Source organism: Trinickia sp. EG282A (genome assembly GCF_040965455.1).
Taxonomy (GTDB): domain Bacteria; phylum Pseudomonadota; class Gammaproteobacteria; order Burkholderiales; family Burkholderiaceae; genus Trinickia; species Trinickia symbiotica.
In genome coordinates, this window is sequence record NZ_JBFRCC010000005.1 from 422,672 (window position 1) to 441,832 (window position 19,161).

Consider the following 19,161-nt stretch of genomic DNA (forward strand, 5'->3'; position numbering starts at 1 on the left):
CGTTTGACGACGGCGATACCGAAGCTTCGCATTTGCCTTCGTTGGATACCCGCTCCAAGCGGGCCGCATAGATCGGTCCCAACGCATTGTTTCACGCTTCTATCGAAGCGTGAGCGGGCAATCGTTTGGCTTTAAAGCGACTGCGGTACCCGTCGCGGGATTTCCTTTGTCGATCTATCTGAGAGCGACGGCATCTGGTCATCGTGAAGTCTGACAGCCGTGTTGCCCGCTTTTGCTTTGCTTTTGCTTGAAGCACGTCGCTCGCATTGGCATTCGATCGTGCCGGCGAGCGACTGATAAGAAGAAGCCATAGAGAGAATGAAAAAACGAGGTAGCAAGCCTGCAATCGACAGGCTCTCGGGTTGGCCGACGACAACAAAGCGTGTCCCCTGGAGCGCCCGCTTGCGCGCGGTCCTGCCGCTCTGCGGCGCGCTTGCCGCAATGAGCTGGTCATGCACGTCGCACGCGCAAGCAACGAGCACGCTCGACGAACAAGAGCAGCGGCGGCGTGCGCAGCAGCAGGCGATCGAGCGCGAGCGCGCATTGAACGCGCCCAGGGTGGAGCTCGAGCCGCAGCACCGTGCCGAGCCGGTCGATGACGGACGCGTGCCCGAAGAGTCGCCGTGCTTCAAGGTCGAGGAACTGACGCTGCGGATTCCGGAAGGGCTCAGCGAGCCGGTTCGCGCCGCCGGCGTCCGCGCGCTCTCGCCGGACCCGGTCTTTCCCGGTGCGCTCCTTTTCGCATCGTCGCATTTGCAGCGTTACCGCGGCCAATGCGTTGGCCGTGAGGGACTCAATCTGATCGTCCATCGTCTTTCCGCATTGATCCTCGCGAAGGGCTACACGACGACTCGCGTGCTCATTCCCGAGCAGGATCTCTCCGGCGGCAAACTCACGCTCGATCTGATTCCCGGTGTCATCGGCGAGATTCGCTTCGCGGACCCGAAGACGTACGGTACCTGGCGTAACGCATTCCCAACCCATGCCGGGCGGCTGCTCAATCTGCGCGATCTCGAGCAAGGCCTCGAGCAGATGAAGCGCGTGCCGAATCAGGACGTCGACATGCAGATCGTCCCCGGCAAAACGACGGGTGAGAGCGATATCGTCATTACGGTCAAGCGTACGAAACCGTGGACGATTTCAATGAGCCTCGACGATAGCGGGCTCAAGTCCACCGGGCAGTTGCAGGCCACCGTACATCTCGGCTTGAGCAATCTGCTTGGTCTTTCGGACATCTTCGATCTCAGCTACAGCCACGACGCAAACGGTCATACCGATCGATACGGCACGCACGGCGCCAGCGCCTACTACGCGATTCCGTGGGGCAACTGGACGTTCACCGCGACGGCGAGCCAGTATCACTACCACCAGCAGATCGCGGGCGCCTTCGCCAATTTTGTGTCGAGCGGCCTCTCGAACACCTTCGATATCAAGGCCGAGTACCTCTTCCAGCGCGATCAGGTGCAGAAGAACACGCTCGAATTTCGCACGGGGAAGTACTACAGCGAAGCATTCGTCGACGGTTCGGAGATCGACATCCAGCATCGCGACAACAGCTACGCTGAAATCGGCTGGGAGCACAAGCATTACTTCGGTCCCGCACAACTGGACAGCACCGTTTCTTATCGATGGGGCGTGCCCTGGTACGGTGCGCAAAGCGATCTGCCAGGCGTCGGGGCCGGCACGCCGACCTACTACTACCACATAGAAACCCTCGACGCGACGTTGAGCGTGCCGTTCTCGGTTGGGCGTGTCCCGTTGCGCTATCAGACGACGATCCATGCGCAGAACTCGCCCAATCTCCTCTATCCGACCGAGGACATCGCGATCGGCGGCCGCTATACGGTGCGCGGCTTCGACGGCAACACGATGCTCGAAGCCGAAAAGGGCTTCTACGTTCGCAACGATTTAGAAGTGCCGATTTTTCGGACGGGGCAGGCTTTCTACATCGGTATCGATGGCGGCGAGGTGTTCGGCCCATCCGCTCAGAACCTCGTCGGCCGCAGGCTCGCGGGTGCCGTCATCGGCCTGCGCGGCAGTCCATTCAAGAACGTCGTCTACGACGTGTTTCTCGGCGGCCCGCTGTACCAGCCCGCCAATTTCCCCAACCGGTGGCCCGTCGCGGGTTTCAGCGTGAGCTTCCAGCTATGAACAGACTCCTCTATCGCATCGTCTTCAACGCGGCCCGCGGACTATGGATGGCCGTTCAGGAAAACGCAAACAGCGTCGGTAACGGACGCTCCGCGGGCAAGGACGGCAATTCGAGGGCAGCCGCACTCGTACGCGATGCGTGGCAGACCGTCGACATGCTGGCGATGCGGCATGTCGCCTTTGCCGCACTCTGTGTCTTTGGGATGCAGCCCTTGTTGCTGCATGCTCAGGTGGCCGCATTGCCGACGGCACCGGCGGCCAACAAACCGGCGGTCGGGGTGACGGCCAACGGGCTGCCTATCGTTCAGATCGCGACGCCGAACGGCGCGGGCGTGTCCAATAACCTCTACTCGCAATTCAACGTAGGCCCGCAAGGGCTCATTCTCAACAATTCGCAGGGCAACGTCCTCACGCAGCAGGGCGGGTACGTCACTGGCAACCCTTATCTTTCGTCGGGAAGCGCTCGCGTCGTCGTGAATCAGGTGGTGGGCGGCGGCGTGAGTCAGCTGCTCGGCTATACCGAGGTGGCGGGTCCGCAGGCGCAGATCGTCATCGCGAACCCAGCGGGGATCTACTGCAATGGCTGCGGATTCATCAATACGAGCCGCGGGGTGCTGACAACGGGAACACCCGTCTTCGGAGGGAGCGGCAGTCTCGATGCGTTCCACGTGACAGGCGGTCAGATCCAGATCGGCACCGCGGGTCTCAATGGCAGCAATGTCGATCAGGTCGACCTGATTGCGCGCAGCGTCGAGATCAACGGCAAGCTATGGGCCAACAAATCGCTCAACGTCATAGCCGGTGCCAACGATGTGCAGTATGGCGATCTGAGCGCGCAAGCGCTTACGCCCGATGGGAACATGCCTGGCGTTGCCATCGATGTGGGGCAGCTCGGTGGGATGTATGCGGGCAAGATCATGCTCGTCGGCACGGAGGCGGGTGTCGGTGTCAACAGTGCCGGAACGATCGAGGCCCAGGCCGGCGACATCGCCCTGAGCAGCCAAGGCAAGGTCACGTTGACCGGCACCACGAGCGCGAGCGGCAACATCGATATTCGTGCAGCCGGCGATGTGTCGAATAGCGGCAGCGCGTACGCAGCGCAAAACGCAAGCGTTGCGAGCCAAGCTCAGGTGAGCAACAGTGGCACGCTCGCCGCGTTCGGCAACACGACGATAAGCGGTGCGACGATTGCCTCGAGCGGAGCGCTCGGCGCGGGCATCGACGCGAACGGGCATGTCACCGGTACCGGAAGCCTGACGCTGACGGCGCCGGGCGCGATCAGTGCCACGGGACAGAACCTGGCTGGCGGCAATCTCGCGCTGACTGGCAGCAGCCTCGATATGTCGGGCGCGCAGACGCTGGTCAACGGCAATGCCTCACTGGCTGCTACCGGGGCCGGTGGCGATAGCGGCAACATCGTTCACAGCGGCGCGACGCTCAGCGCGGGCGGTGGACTTGCATTGACGGCCGCAGGCGCCATCGTCGACGACAACGGAGCGATGAGCGCCTCGCAAATCGGATTGAACGCGGCGTCCGTATCGAACCGTGCCGGCAAGCTGGCGCAAACGGGCACGGGCGCCACCAATTTCTCGGTGGCGGGCAGCTTCGATAACACGAACGGTATCGTCGCAACCGATGGACAAAGCGCGACGATTCAAGCCGGCAGCCTGACGAACGATGGCGGGCAGATCACGGACGCCGGCGCTGGGCTGATGACGCTTCGCACCGGAGCACTGGACAACAGCGCCGGGGCGATCGGCGGAAACGGCGGTGTCTCCGTGACCGCGTCGAGCGTATCGAACACGGGTGGCTCGATTAGCGCGGTGCAAGCGTTGATACAGGCGGAGTCATCGGCGGGAACGGTAACACCACGATCAACGCCGCGACGCTGACGAACAGCGGCAGCATTACCGCCGCGCAGAAACTGAATGCGACCGTCACGGGCACGCTCGATAACAGCGGCGGGATCCTGAGTGCGGCAACCTTGACGGCCGGGGCTGCGTCGCTGAAGAACGTCGGCGGCACGATCAGCGGCGCCACGACGGCATTGTCGATCCCGCAGTTGGACAACAGCAGCGGCAAGATCGTCGCCAATCAATTGACGCTCACCGCGACCAACCTCGTCAACGGACATGGTTCGCTGACGCAATTGGGCACGGGGCCGATCGGCATCGCCGTCAGCAACTCGATCGACAATTCGAACGGCGGCATCATTCAGACCAACAGCCACGACTTGATGCTCGCGCCCGCGACGCTGAACAACAATGGCGGGACGATCACGGATGCTGGAGCTGGGACGCTGACGATCAATGCGGCCAACGGCTCGGGGAGCGTTACCGACATTGCCGGCAAGATCATAGGCAATGGCCAGGTCGTCATTTCGGCGGGGAGTCTCGACAACACGGCGGGCAGTGTTTCAGCGCAGGCGGACCTTTCGACGACCGTCGCAGGCTTGTTGAACGACACCAACGGTTCGCTTGTTTCCAACGCGAACGTGAACGTCGTGACGGGCGGGGCGGTGACGAACGCGCACGGGACGATTGGCGCCGGCAACAATGCGATCATCCGGGCGGCATCGTTGACGAATGGCGGCAGCATCGGTGCTGGAGACTCGCTGACGGAGACGGTCACCGGAACGCTCGACAACAGCGGCGGCACGATGACCGCGACGGCCCTGACCGCGAGCGCTTCCACGTTGAAGAACGCGTCGGGCTCGATCAGCGCGAACACGGTCGGACTCAGCGTCCCGCAATTGGACAACAGCGGCGGGCAAATCACTGCCGATCAGCTCACGCTAACCGCGACCAACCTGACGAATGAGCACGGCACGTTGACGCAGTTCGGTGCTGGCCCGATCGACGTTGGCGTCAGCGGCGCCATCGACAATTCGAACGGCGGCGTGATTCAGACCAATAGCCAGGACCTGACGCTCGCTCCGGCTGCGTTGAACAACAGCGGCGGCACGATTACTCACGCCGGCACTGGCACGTTGACGATCGACCCGGGCAATGGCTCTGCATCGTTGACGAACGTCGGCGGCAGCATAGGCAGCAACGGGCAGGTCGCCATCACGGTCGGCGGTTTTGACAACACTCGGGGCACGGTGTCGGGCCAGGGGCTCGTTTCCGCCTCAGTTGCCGGCGTGCTCAACAATACGGGCGGCTCGCTGCGTTCGAGCAGCGCGTTAACCACAACGACGGGCGGGGCGTTGTTCAATGCGGCCGGCAGCATCAATGCGGGAGGTTCTGGAGGGAACCCCAGTACGCTCTTTGTCAGTGCCGGATCGATCGACAACACCGGTGGCGCCATCAATAACGCGGGCACGGGCAACACCACGGTCTCCGGCACCAGCTACATCGCGAACAGCAATGCCGCAGGGGCGGCCGGCATGGGGCTGATCAGCGGGAACGGCAACGTGACCATCACGACGTCGTCCCTGACCAATACGCAAGGCGGTCAGCTCAGTGGCGCGAACTTGCAAATCAACGCCGGAAACCTGAACAACAGCGGTGGGTTGATCGGTAACGTTGCGAATGCGAGCGGTGATATCGGCATTTCGACCGGCGGTACCGTGACGAATGCCAATGGGGCGATCAGCGCGGCGAGAAATCTATCGATCGGAGCGAGCGCATTGGCAGGGGGCGGCGGTTTCAGCGCGGCGGGCGATCTCACGCTGAACCTGCAGGGCGATTTCAGCACGTCACCCGCATTCAGCTTCAGCGCCGGCCACGATCTGACGTTTACTTTGCCAGGGACGTTCTCTAACGGCGGTGGATTCCTGGCCGTCAATAACCTCAACATCAACGCAGCGAACATCTACAACAGCGGCGCGTTGATGGCGGGCGGCCTGTTGAGCACGCATTCGAACACACTGACCAACACCGGCGCGATCGTCGGCGGCAGCGTATCGCTGACGGCCTATCAGACCTTGTCGAATCTCGGCACGACGGCGTTGATCGGCGCGACGGATAGTGCGGGCACGCTCGAGTTGTTGGCTCCGGATATCGAGAACCGCGACGACACGACCACCACGGATACGCAAGCGCTTACCGCGATCTACGGCCTCGGTCGCGTGGTGCTTGCCGGCGGCAAGGATGCAAGCGGCAACTACACGAGCGCCAACCTCATCCATAATCAGTCCGCGTTGATCCAATCGGGCGGCGACATGCAGCTCGTGGCGAATGAGGTCACGAATACGCGGCGCGTAATGACGGCCTCGGGTGGCTATAACTCGCCCGTCGACGCGACGGTGCTGGCCCAGTTCGGCATCAGCCTGTCGGGCTGCACCGCCGTCTATATGGCCGCATGCGGACCCGGGAATCCGGAGGTCCTGGGTACGAAGGGCGATCCGTCGCTGATCGGCGGCATGCCCATCGATCCCCCGCATGGCGGGCAGTGGAACAGCACCTACCAGTACACGACTTATACGGGCGAGGCGCTGGCCAACCTCGTGACGGCGATCAGCCCACAGTCGCAGATCATCGTCGGCGGCAATCTGAACGCAGCATCGGTCGGGACGTTCCAGAACTACTGGAGCCAGGTGGCCGCCGCGGGCAACATTTCGTCGCCTGCCGTGCTCGACCAGGACAGCTGGAAGGGCAATGTGGCGCCCGGCGTGCAGGTCACGTACTCGGGCGAGTATCACTACGACAACTACGACAATTCGGAACACAACTGGCAGTTGCCGTTCGGCAATGCCGGGTTTGTGACGTCGAATCCTGGTGGCTACCAAGCGGCGCCCGCAGATGTCCGCACCTATTCGTTGCCGGGCTACGAATCGAGCTTTACAGCAGGCGGCACGCTGAGCGGCACGGGTGTCAGCATCAACAACACGGCAGGCAATGCATCGGTGACGCCGCTCGGCCTGTTGCCAGGGCAGAGTGTGGGCGGGGGCGGTCCGCGTGCCGTCGTCGGCAGCATCGGCACCGGTGGGTCCACTAGGGCGACGGCGGCGCAATCGGCTGTAGGCGGTCAATTTGCCAGCGGCATCAGCGGCACGACGGATCCGATCATCGCGGGCGCGACGGCTGTCAACGTGCTCAGTAATCTGACGGTGCCGCAAGGTGGCTTGTTTCACAGGGACACCGCGCAGAATGCGCCGTATCTGATCGAGACCAATTCCGCATTCACGAATCAGCACCAATGGATGTCGAGCGACTACTACTTCCAGCAGCTCGGCATGAACCCGCAACTGATCCAGAAGCGGCTCGGTGACGGGTTCTACGAAGCGCAGCTCGTGCAGAACCAGATCATGTCGTTGACGGGGAAATCGGTACTCACGAACTATGCGAGCACGCAGCAGGAATTCCAGGCGTTGATGACATCGGGTGCCCAACTGGCGAAGGAGCTTGATCTTGCGCCCGGCATGGGGCTCTCGGCCGAGCAGGTCTCAAAGCTCACGAGCAACGTCGTCATCATGCAGACGGAGGTCGTGGATGGCCAGTCGGTGCTCGTGCCCGTCGTATATCTGGCGAAGGCGAGCCAGCAGAACATGGGCAACGGACCGACGATTGCCGCGACCGACATCGACCTGCAGAACACGCAGTCGTTCACGAACAGCGGCACGGTCAGCGCGACGAACAGCCTGACGATCACGGGTCAAAGCATCGACAACAAATACGGCACGCTCACGAGCGGCGGCCAGATGGCGCTGGCGACGACGGGCGACGTCGATCTGACTTCCGCCACCGTGAAGGCGGGAAGCCTTGCGCTGCAAGCGGGCGGCAATCTCATTCTCGATACGGCCGCGAAGACGGTCAATCAGGTCAGCGCGACTGGCGCAACGAGAACGACGACTACGCTCGCGCCATTGGCGAGCCTCGATGTGGCAGGCGATGCGGCGATCGTGACCGGAGGCAACTTCGAGCAGAACGCCGGCAGGCTTTCGGTGGGCGGCAATCTTGCGATGAGCGTTGGCGGGAACTGGACGATGGGTGCCCAGCAAACGGGCGAAAAGAAGGTCGTCGCGGGAGCCGGCGGCGCATCGGATACCAGCATCTGGAGCCTGACCGGCAGCAGCTTGAGCGTGGGCGGTGCGTCGTCGCTATTGATCGGCGGCGATTTGACGGCTCGCGGAGCGCAGATGAATCTTGGCGGAGGCGGGACGATCATGGCGGGCGGCGATGTCTCCCTGCTGGCAGCGACGGCGACTTCGACGATTCACGGCACGAGCTCCGTCGATTATCACGGACGGCATAACGCCGAGGACATTTATACGTCGGACGACAAAGTCACCGGCACGACGCTGCAAAGCGGGCAGAGCCTCAACGTCGTATCGGGCAAGGACATTACGCTGACGGGCAGCACGCTCGATCTGACGCAGGGCAACGCGCTGCTGATGGCGGCAGGCAATGTCAACATCGGCGCGGCGACGGAAACTCACGTTTCCAACGTCAACCAATCGTACAGCCATGGCGGATTTGCCAGCACTACCAGTGGCGTCGATCGTGTCGACCAGACGACGACACTCGCGGACGGCAGTACCGTGTCCGCCGATGGCGTGTCGATCGTCAGCGGCAAGGATATCAATGTCACCGGCAGCAATATCGTCGGGATGAACAACGTTGCGCTTGCGGCGAAGGGCAATGTCAACATCACTGCTGCGACGAATACTTATCAGGACTCCGAATATCACGATCTCAAGCACTCGGGTTTCTCGGGCACGGGCGGGCTCGGCATCAGCTATGGATCGAGCGAGCGGACGGACCAATACAACGGCACGTCAGTGACGGAAAGCCAGTCGCGCAGCACCGTCGGCAGCGTCGCGGGCAACGTGTCCATTTCGGCCGGGAAGGATGTGCACATCGGGGGCAGTGATGTGGTGGCCGGCAAGGCTGCGGCCGACACCACTGGCGCGACCGGCAATATTGGGATTCAGGCGCAGAACATCGCGATCGATCCTGGCCAGGATCAGAGTCAGTCCCACGATCATCAAACGTCGCATTCGAGCGGAATTTCCATGGCGATCACGGGCACCCCGCTCGATACCGTGCGCAACCTGCGCGACGCAAACTCGTCGGGTACGGCATTCCAGCGCGGCGAGGGCGTACTGAACGAGTTGGCGGCTAGCGGGCAGGATTTGCCATCCGTTTCGGTCTCGTTCGGACGCAGCAGCAGTTCGAGCACGACCGACATGTCGAGCATCACCAACGCCGGCAGCACAATTCGCGGCGGCGGGAACGTCTCGTTGGTGGCGACAGGCGGTGCGCTCAAGGATGCGAACGGAAACTCCGTTGACGGCGATATCACGGTGACCGGCTCGACAGTGACAGCGGGCGGCATTGCCTCGTTCAGCGCGAACCGCGACGTGATCTTCCAGGCATCAACCGATCAGTTGCGGCAAAGCATGGATGCGAGTAGCTCGAGTATGGGAATCCAATTGGCGGCGCCGACCCCGGGCGATTTCTCTCGCTGGGTGAGCGGTGGGCCGAATAACGGAGGGGTGAGCTCATCGCCCTATAACGCGAGTAGCAGCAACTCGAACGGCAACTCCTCTTCGACGCAGCAGACGGCCACGGTCGTGACTGGCAATAGCGTCGTGGTCAAGAGCAAGACCGGAGATATCGACGTCGTCGGCTCCGGGATCAGCGGCACGCAAGGCGTCGATTTGATTGCGACCCAGGGCGCGATCAACGTTCTCGCGGGGACGGACACGAGCACCAGCCATCAGGAATCCAGCAGCCACCAGGTCGGCAGCCTCGGCAGCAACGGTACGGGAACAGGGTTCACCATCGGTGTGGCGAGCAGCCATTCGGTGCAGGATTCGGCCGCTCAAACGCAAAGCACGATCCGTAGCCAGATTGCAAGCCAGAACGGCAACGTGACGCTCGACGCCAAGCAGGACTTGACGGTTCAAGGCTCCGATTTGTCCGCGGGCAAGGACCTCACGCTCATCGGCAAGAACGTGAACCTCGATGCGGGTACCGACGCGTTGCAGAACAGCATGAGTCAGAGCTCGAGCCAATTCGGGGTCTCGCTCGCGCTCGGTGGTGCGATTGGCAACGCGGTCGCAACGGTGAATCAAGCCATGGCGCAGGCGAGCAAGACCGATAACAAGCGCTTGGCGGCGCTCGATGTGGCGCAGGCGGGGCTGGCGGTATATGGAGCAGAACAGGCGGCTACAAGTACAAATTGGGCTCAAGCCACGCAATCGCTCTTTAGCCCGTCGAACGGTACGCCGCAAGGGGCACAGCCGGCCATCAAGGTGACGGTCAGCATTGGGGGCGGGTCTAGCCATAGCGAGTCGCAAAGCAGTTCGGTGACGAACGACGGCAGTACGCTGAAGGCTGGCGGCAACGTGACGCTGATTGCGACGGGCAGTGGGGCGCAAGATGCAAACGGAAATGCGCTCGATGGCGATATCAATTCGCGCGGCACGCAGATAACGGGGCAGAACGTTACCTTGAACGCGGCGCGTGATATCAATTTGCTGAGCGCGCTCGATACGACGCAGCAAAAGAGCAGCAACAGCAGCAGCGGCGGAAGCATCGGCGTAGGCGCGGCCTTCGGCGGACAGCAGAACGGCTTTACGGTCGAGATCGGTGCGAGTGTGTCGAAGGGCAATGCCAACGGCAACAGTGCGACGAACCGTGACACGGAGATTACGGCCGGCAATACGCTGTCGCTGACGAGCGGCCGAGACACGAACCTGCGCGGGGCCGAGGTATCGGGCAATACCGTCGATGCGAACGTCGGCCGGGATCTGAATATCCAGAGTCCGCAGGACACGAACACGTATCAGAGCAGCCAGTCGAGCGCCGGGGTGCAGTTGAGCTTGTGCATTCCGCCGATTTGCTATGGGCAGACCGTGAGCGGCACTGCAAGCGCCAGCGACGAGACGATCAAGGACAACTATCAGTCCGTCAACAAGCAAAGCGGCATCTACGCGGGCAACGGCGGGTTCAACGTGCAGGTCGGCAACCATACGCAGTTGGATGGCGGCGTGATCGCGAGTACGGCGAGCGCGGACAAGAATACGCTGTCGACCGAGACGTTCGGCTTTACGAATCTGCAAAACACGGCGAGCTACTCGGGCACGAGCATGGGCTTCAGCGTGAGCGGGGCGGCGGGCAAGAGCACGCCGAACGGTGTGGCATTCACGACGCCGGTGCAGACGGGCAGCAACACGCCCGGGCCGACGAATTCGGCAGGGCTGGGGCCAAGCGGCTTCGGCATGGCGGGCACGAGCGGCGATGCGTCGGGAACGACGTACGCGGCGGTCAGTCCCGGCACGATCACCGTGCGTGGGGATGCGGGCACGGGGCATGACAGCACGGCGGGATTGAGCCGCGATCCGGCGAGCGCGAACGGCTCGGTGCAGAACACATTCAGTGCTCAAAACGTGCAGGACGATCTGTCGATTCAGCAACTCACGGGGCAGGTCGGGATGCAGGTGGTGGGGGATGTCGCGCAGGGATTGGAGAAGAAGGCAAGCGACCAGGCGGAGAAGGACCATTTGGCGCTGACCGCTGCTCAGGCGTCGGGCGATCCGAACGCAATCGCCCAAGCGCAGGCGAATTACGATGCCTCGTCATTGCAAGCAGCGCTGTGGAGCAACGATGGTGCGGCGCGTGTCGGCCTGCATGGTTTGGTGGCGGGGCTGGGGGCGGCGATGGGAGGCGGCAATATCGCCGGCGCGCTCGCGGGGACGGTGGCTGGCGACTATGCGGGGGCGGCGGCGACGTCCGCGTTTGGCGACACGCTCGGCGGCAATTTGCTGTCGAATATCATTTCGGGGGCGGCCGGGGCGCTGGCGGGTGGGGTGGCGGGTGGCTCCTCCGGAGCGATGAGCGGGGCCAATGGCGCATTGTCGGCGGATCTTTACAACCGGCAGTTGCATCCGGATGAGTACGCTCTCGCGAAAAAGTACGCGAAGCTGGTAGCGAAGGAACTCGGCATCACCGAAGAAGAGGCGGAAGGGCGAATTGCTGCAGAGTTGATGCGAAATGTGGATGGTCAGACCGAACTGGCTGACGGCGGTGTGCATGACTACAAGCTGCGCTCAATTCTTGGTTGCCAGATGTTGGAGTGCAATGCGTCGTCGAGCGATCCGAATTATTGGAATCACGGGTATAACGCACAATACATTCCGTCGAACGGCGTAACCTACGAGTTGGGCGTCTCGCAGGGTCTCGTTGGTCAAACGTATGGCGATTTGGTGACGAGCAACATCAAGAACAATCCGGTGAGTACGGCGATTGCGGGCGCGGGGATAACCGGGCTTGGTGTTGCAATGGGTGGACTGCCTTCGGCAGGGCTTGCTACTGCCGGCACAGTGATCGGTGCTGGAGCTAATGCTGCGATCCAGTACGCGCTAACGAAACAAGTCGGCTGGAACGACGTGGCGCTTGCTGGGGTGACAGGCGGGTTCGGTGCTGGGCTCGGATATGTCCCTGCGCTTTTGATCAACACAGGAGGCTCGTTGTTTGGCTCCAGCTTGAGCGGTCAAAATCCCAATAGCGGTATGATTGGATCGGTTGTCGGTACCACACTAGGTTACCCGGTGGGGTCGTTGGTCGAGGGTGCGACGGGCGAGCGCATAAACCCGTGGTATCGCCCTCAATGGAAGGACATCGGCCTGGGCATTTCCGCACCTGTGTCACCTAGCGCTCTTCCATCCTGGTTCGGCATGACAGGGAGTAGTTTGACTCAAGAAATTACAGGGCAGCCAACCACTAACCAGTTCAATAAACCAAAATGAGAGGCAGGTATTTATCGGCTCTCTTGCGAGCGATGCGATTAGCCGTTGTTTTTACGCTCGGATTAGAGTTGTTGTTCATGGCGGCTGTGTACGTTGGCGCGCCGTTTGTGATCTATCTCACAGGCGACGGCAGGGGGTATCACGTTATCGCATGGGACCAGGTGCAGCGATTGATTATCTTGGCGCCGATACTGGGGGCTTTGTTGACGATTGCGGCCTTGTTCACGCGGAAACGTTGAGGGCTGCGGCTCGCTGGGCTTGAGCGATCGCGTGGTCGCTTGATCCCGTTGCGCAAACCGCGTCTAGGCAAAAAAATGCGAAACGTGGGGTGCGTCGGGGCGAAGTTGGCTGCAAAGCCTTGCTGCATCTAGGCGAGCGGTGCATCGACAACGGCGGTCGTGTCGGGGCGTAGTGATCTTTACAATCGGCAGTACCACCCAGATAAGGACCCGAAGAAGGACGAACGCAAGACGCTCGATGCGCTGGAGGCAGGGAAGAGCGCAGACGAGAAGCAGCGATATGAGGACGCTGGCTGTTATATGGTCCATTGCGCTGACCAGATGTCGGATGACAATCCTGACAAAGCGGCTGCGCTGGCCTCGCAACAGCGAGGGGCGAGGGATACAACGGAGCAGGCGCAACTTGCGTCGACCGGGTTGTTTAAATACGACCCGTTAGTCGATGGAGGACTGGATCTGCTCGGTAGGGGATGGGATTGGGCGGGGCCGGGGGCAGTTCGTGGGGCAACGAACCTCGGTCAGCAGTTGTTGACGGAGATTAGGCAGGGCGGGGGTGCTCAAGCACCCGCCGATGATCTGAGTAGCGCGAACAGCGGTGGAAATCCGCCCAAGGCTGGCGGCTCGGTCGTCCTGGTCCCGCAGTGTGAAGGGCCGGTGTGCACGCTTGCTCCTCTGCCTACGATTGGCACGCCTGGGTACGTTCCTCCGACGGCGACTGTGTCGAGTAGTTGCAGCAACGATGAATCGAGCTTATCCGGTACGCCCAGTCCCGCACTGCCGGACAGCCCGTATAGCCCATCGAACGTTGATAGCCGGGTGAAGCCACCATATCAAACGAATCCAGCGCATGATACGGGCAGTCCGTTGTACAACCCGAAAAAGACGCCTGAGCCGAACGATGCGCAAAGCGCATACGAGGACGGCGCGGTTCGGGGAGGGATGGGCACATGGTACGCGCAAGGACAAGGAGGCTATTACCGCTACTTCTCGGACAACGCGGGTACCGTGCATTTCAGCGGGACAGTCCCGGCGTCTCAAGTGCCGCCTAGTGTGTTGAGGATTTGGGGGAAATAACAATGGAATTCGGCAAAAGAAGTCGCTTCTCCATCGAAATTGATATAGACGACAACTGCGGTGGTGCGTGGTTGTTTGGGCACATTTGCTATTGGGTCGCAGGCAACGTCGTAGGAGACTATGATGCCGGTACGTCGCTCCGAGACGTGTTGTTCCAGATGAAATACATAGCTGGAGATCGAGGGCGCAGGAATTGCCCCGCGTTGATGCAGCTTTCTGAGCGGAAAGCATTCGAAATGATTTCTGCTGCGCTGAACGAGACCAGCGACGAGCTCTACGATTTCGTGACTCCGGATTTTATGCCGGCAAGCTTGGATGTCAGGATTCCTGTGGACGTATTTGATTCGTGGAAAATATTCCTCGTTGAGAGCTCAGAGGCGGCCAAGCTGTTGTGTTTCAATATGGAAACTTCTTCGCTGACATCTGCGATCCTATCTTTGCATGAGTTCGATACAGTATTCGCAAATGCTTATGAATATTTGGATTTGATCTATGAGTCGCATAGCAAATCTGATGGTGGTTCATAGTGTGGAACGTTGTCGTCTGATCTTTACAATCGGCAGTACCACACCGATAAGGACCCGAAGAAGGACGAGCGCAAGACGCTCGATGCGCTGGAGGCAGGGAAGAGCGCAGACGAGAAGCAGCGATATGAGGACGCTGGCTGTTATATGGTCCATTGCGCTGACCAGATGTCGGATGACAATCCTGCCAAAGCGGCTGCCCTTGCTTCGCAACAACGCGGGGCGAGCGATACGACGGAACAGGGAATACTGGCATCGACGGGATTGTTTAAATACGACTCAACCATCGATGGAGGGCTCGATAAGCTCGGCGCTGCGTGGGATTGGACCGGCCCAGGCGTAGTACGCGGAGCGAAGAATTTCTTCAATGGCGGCGCGGACTCAGCGAATCAGTTCGTCGACCTGATGAAGGGCGATGCGCAGAACAAGATATCAGAATCCCCCATTACTCTTGTGGTTCAGGGAATTGTGAATGGTCTAAGCGCGATCGGGGGAGTCGAGGGCGGTGGGCCGAACGCGTCGCCGGTTTCAGTTGGCGGATTCGGCGGCGGGGCAGGCTGCGAACACTTCGCCGGGTCTTGGTGGGCAGATGCCTCCTACGGCGACGCTGTCAAGTAATGGGGATGCAGGGAAGGCCGGCGGTAACACAGACGGCACAAACTCCGAAATGCTGGGTGCTAACGGCCCCCAGTTTGCTTGCAAAACAATTTGGAAGGGCGATGGAAGTGAACGTATCGACGTCGAGAACCCGAATCCTGGCCGGCGTCCGGGGCAGATTCACTACCAGGATGATGATGGAAACAAGTATTTGTATGATCCAACAACAAATTATTTTCCCCGGTGCTCCGAACTCCGTCAACAAATTGTTGAAGGATCCGAGCTTTAGCGCAGCAATTCAAAAGGGTCTTGCCAAATATCTTGAGGGTGGCTAATGAAGACGAACACGGCCATGAAAAGAATTCTCGCAAACGTCGAGCTCGCCGCGACGCTGCCGATAGCATTGAGGACTATCGTCGATGGTGGATTCGTCGTCAAAGACAATTGTCATTTCTTGGTGCATCTTCTCGCAAAAGCACGGAGCGCCAGAAGGGAACAATTCGACGACTGCACAGGGTACGAATGCTTCGTCAATTCTGTGCATGTTGAGGACTATGATGCGAAAGATCCCCTGTCGAGGTCTGTGGGATTTATCGAACAAGTTTTTAAAGCCTGGTCTACACATGCTCCTGGAGTGAGCCTAGTGGGCATCGTTAGCGCGGTTGAGTTCAGTGTGATGGTCAAGTTTCATGCTAAGCATTCAACCGAAACGTGGCTTAGCGACAACCTAGAGGGTTACGAAGATCCGATCATGTCGGTTGAGTCGTCGGAAAACGTCGTGAATGCGATACAGGCGTTGAGGGGAGCGGACTTTTAGTGCGGATCTTTACAATCGGCAAACGCACGCGGGCGACAAGGAGATCGCTAAGAAGTTGGCCGAGACGGGGGGCAAGTACACCGAGCAGCAGATTGAAGATCAGATGCGGATGATGGGCGTGACGATCGACGGTATGTGTCTGGTGCCCCCGACACGCTGGTGGGGAATCAGGCGCTGACCGACTCTGGGGCTACATGGGTTTATGCTGGGACGACCGCCGATGGGAAATCGGTCTTGACGCAGGGTACGGTTCCGGTTGACCCGCTGTTGGAGGACGCGATTGTTCAAGTGTTGGAGGCACGCATGAGTGAAATATCGGACCTTATACGGGTGAATATTAGTGTTGGAGGCTATGAGAAGGCTTATTCCATTGGTCGTGATGCGTTACAAGAATCGGAGTGCGACCGCGATGAGATCATCGCTGCTCTGTGTGAACTGACCGCTCGACTCCGATCGGACTGTATGGGGCTGGCAGTGAAAAAAAATGACTTTGGTGCAGACTATGATGCACTTGAGAATCTCCTGCGCAAAGCGAATGAATTGACCGGACAAGATATGTACGGATTCTTTAAAGCGAAGTGAATCTCTACGATCGGCAGTTGCATAAAACCGAAAAAACAGGCGATCCACGCTGCGGCGAACGGAGACTCTGCCGAGGAGAAAGGCTGACGGCTGCTGCCTGCCTGTTACGTAGGCCGCAGGATCATGCTACGGTCGATCCATACAAACGACCAGGTTACTGAAATGATGACAGAAACGCTTGCTAACCGGTTCCAGCAATCCAAAGGTCGGCCCATCCGAGTCGGCAACGAGACAGTCTTCGCGATATATGAAGCAAGCGTTGCAGCTGGGCGGCTGCTAGTCCGGATAACAAGGGAAGCTGATAAGCCAGCGCCTACGCAAGGTCTGCGCTTCAAGATTCAGCCGGGTAGCTTCGAGGTGAATAAGCAGACCCTCTCTGACATCGTGCTGTGGGCTGACAACAGTCCGGATGATGTGACGCTGTTAGTCCCAACCGCGAAGGATGCCGCAATTAAAATATGGAATGTTTGGTCGGTTGATGATGTGATGCACGCATGGACCGGTAATTCAGGAATGCTTGTAGAGCAGACTGGCCGCAATCTTACTCTCCACTGCAGCGACGGTACTGGTGAAGTTTGCTTTTCGGATCTTATTGCATCGATTGAATTCAATTCAATCGATGCATAGTGAGCCAGAGGGTTGATGAGCACAGCACGCAGCGGCAGACGAGCAAAATCGGGACGATCGGGACTATGGAGCCTTGCTGTAGAAAATGTAGCGGTCGGTTCGGCTTACGATGCGTTGAAGGCAGAGCTTCTCGCGCTGTCACTGCCGACCATGTCCGCGCTCGCGTGGCCGCCGAATACGTTAAGGCGCGATGAGTTACCGCATCGCGCTTGCCCCGGGTGCTTTTCCTTGGCAACTTATTCGAGCACCCGCTTTCCGTAGATCCATTCGATGCTTCCATAGGGAGCGAGCTTATTGAGGTCCTCCAGGAGATCGTGTCCGCCGGCCGGCTTGCCGTTCACGAACTTCGCATGCGCTCCCAAGTAGAACAACTCCTCGCCGAGCGCTTCTTGCCTGTCGGTCCCGGACATTCCGGCGATAACGGCATCGGCTTCCTCGATGGCCTCCAGGGTCGAGTCCGTTCCCTGCCACATACGAAGCAATGCGCCGTAATGACTCTTGTCATGCTCGGTGTAATACGTCGCGTCCTGCTCGAGCCGCGCGTTCGCCAATGATGGGTTTTGAGCCCTCGACATGATGTAGCGATACATTAGGCTTCTATAGGCGTAGAACCTCGGCCCCTCGAGCGGAGACTCGGCATCGGCGAGCGTACCGATGGCAGCTTGCCACTGCTCCAGTTGGATATGAGCGAACGTGGCCGTAATGAACCCCTCTGTGTATGTGCCCAACACGGCCATCCGCTCGGATTGAGGCTTGCCATCGGCAAGCTTGCGCGTCTCTTCAATTTCCGGGGCCAACAGCGTCAATGCCGACTGCGGATCGTTAAGTGAGAAAAGGATGCCCGCCTTGGTCGCAACCAGATCCTTGTTTTTGGAGGGATCGATGAGTTTCAGGGCTTGGTCGATGATCGCGAGTGCCTCATCGGATCGGCCGAGAGAATCCAGTGCCGAAGCTTCGTGCTGCATGGCAAAGGCCTTTTCCGAATTCGATGCCGCCGCTGCCTCTTTTTTTCGCGACTCTTCGAGCACTTGCTCATGGAAGGTCTTCAAGTAATTCTCTTTGACGTTTCCCAAATCGGCGATTTGCGACAGACGGCCGCACGTGACTACTTGCCCGATCGGCGCTGGGTGGTCCGGGTCCGTGACATCGGCGACGCGTTGTGAACAACTCTTCGTGCCCTGAAAGGCGAAGTCAACTTCGTAGCTCCGTCCCTTTTCGGGCGTGAACGTCGTCACGATCGGGCCGCATGAGAAGTAACGGGGGTCGTGGCTCTCTGATCCCGACAGGCCTTTTACCTGGATCGTCACGCCAGGCTTGACATACCGCAGGCGCGAGGTCTCGGCTTTATAGAAAGCTTTGTTGGCGCCTTCCGTCCAGCGGGCGATCGAGGGCAGGAGGGTACCTCTGCCGCTGTCGAAAACCCGGCCGACAGGTTGGAACCCTTGACAAGCCTGCTCTGCAGTGCTCGTCCAGTACATCACCTGCATCGGCATTCCGCTCGATTTGAATACTAGCTTGGCGTCGTCAGCAGCATGGTCAGGGCTCGCTGCTACCGCCTTTGATCTGTGCGCCTTGCGTTTTTGGCTGACGGTGCTATCCGTCGGCGGATGTCGGTGCGCGCAGCCCGCAAGGCCAAGAATCGAAGCCAGGGTTATGGCAATACTTAGTGTGGTGATCTTCTTTGAATACATATTCTTCGTCTCGGTCAAGCGACTTACCGACCGTCATAGACGGCGCGGTGATCATTTCCAATTGAGTGAGTGTCGAAGCGTTTCGGAATCGCCTTTAGGAGCCATTTGCTGACCGTTCCACAAACGTTCAATCGGGTTCCGAACAACGTTCGCTAAACGT

The 19,161-nt window shown here is 59.9% G+C and carries 10 protein-coding genes; 9 read left to right on the forward strand and 1 reads right to left on the reverse strand.

Translation table 11 applies throughout. The annotated features are described in order from the left end of the window. Window positions 1–318: 318 nt before the first annotated feature. From AB4Y31_RS24855 to AB4Y31_RS24895, 9 genes are all read left to right on the forward strand, one after another. A complete protein-coding gene (locus AB4Y31_RS24855) occupies window positions 319–2,151 on the forward strand; it encodes a ShlB/FhaC/HecB family hemolysin secretion/activation protein (RefSeq protein ID WP_368676308.1) in 1,833 nt (610 codons plus the stop codon). Continuing rightward, window positions 2,148–4,043, forward strand: a complete 1,896-nt coding sequence (locus AB4Y31_RS24860) for a filamentous hemagglutinin N-terminal domain-containing protein (protein WP_368676309.1) — start codon at window positions 2,148–2,150, stop codon at window positions 4,041–4,043. The genes AB4Y31_RS24855 and AB4Y31_RS24860 overlap by 4 nt, the downstream gene beginning before the upstream one ends. A 92-nt stretch (window positions 4,044–4,135) precedes the next feature. Further along, complete coding sequence (locus tag AB4Y31_RS24865; protein ID WP_368676310.1) at window positions 4,136–12,850, forward strand: hemagglutinin repeat-containing protein; 8,715 nt, start codon at window positions 4,136–4,138, stop codon at window positions 12,848–12,850. Window positions 12,851–14,165: 1,315 nt separating this feature from the next. Further along, window positions 14,166–14,690, forward strand: coding sequence for an Imm42 family immunity protein (locus AB4Y31_RS24870; protein WP_181322033.1), 525 nt, complete (start codon window positions 14,166–14,168; stop codon window positions 14,688–14,690). Between the two features lie 9 nt (window positions 14,691–14,699). Then, entirely contained in the window at window positions 14,700–15,305 is a 606-nt protein-coding gene (locus AB4Y31_RS24875; RefSeq protein WP_368676311.1) for a hypothetical protein, read from the forward strand. 331 nt (window positions 15,306–15,636) lie between these two features. Further along, window positions 15,637–16,101 (forward strand): hypothetical protein, encoded by a 465-nt coding sequence (locus AB4Y31_RS24880; protein WP_368676312.1) that lies wholly within the window; start codon window positions 15,637–15,639, stop codon window positions 16,099–16,101. Between the two features lie 55 nt (window positions 16,102–16,156). Then, window positions 16,157–16,279 (forward strand): hypothetical protein, encoded by a 123-nt coding sequence (locus AB4Y31_RS24885; RefSeq protein WP_368676313.1) that lies wholly within the window; start codon window positions 16,157–16,159, stop codon window positions 16,277–16,279. A 125-nt stretch (window positions 16,280–16,404) separates the two neighbouring features. Further along, a complete protein-coding gene (locus tag AB4Y31_RS24890) occupies window positions 16,405–16,683 on the forward strand; it encodes a hypothetical protein (protein ID WP_368676314.1) in 279 nt (92 codons plus the stop codon). A 162-nt stretch (window positions 16,684–16,845) separates the two neighbouring features. Next, window positions 16,846–17,310, forward strand: a complete 465-nt coding sequence (locus AB4Y31_RS24895; protein WP_368676315.1) for a hypothetical protein — start codon at window positions 16,846–16,848, stop codon at window positions 17,308–17,310. Between the two features lie 236 nt (window positions 17,311–17,546). Here AB4Y31_RS24895 and AB4Y31_RS24900 read toward each other — a convergent pair whose 3' ends face one another. Then, a complete protein-coding gene (locus AB4Y31_RS24900) occupies window positions 17,547–19,001 on the reverse strand; it encodes a hypothetical protein (RefSeq protein ID WP_368676316.1) in 1,455 nt (484 codons plus the stop codon). Between the last annotated feature and the right edge of the window lie 160 nt (window positions 19,002–19,161).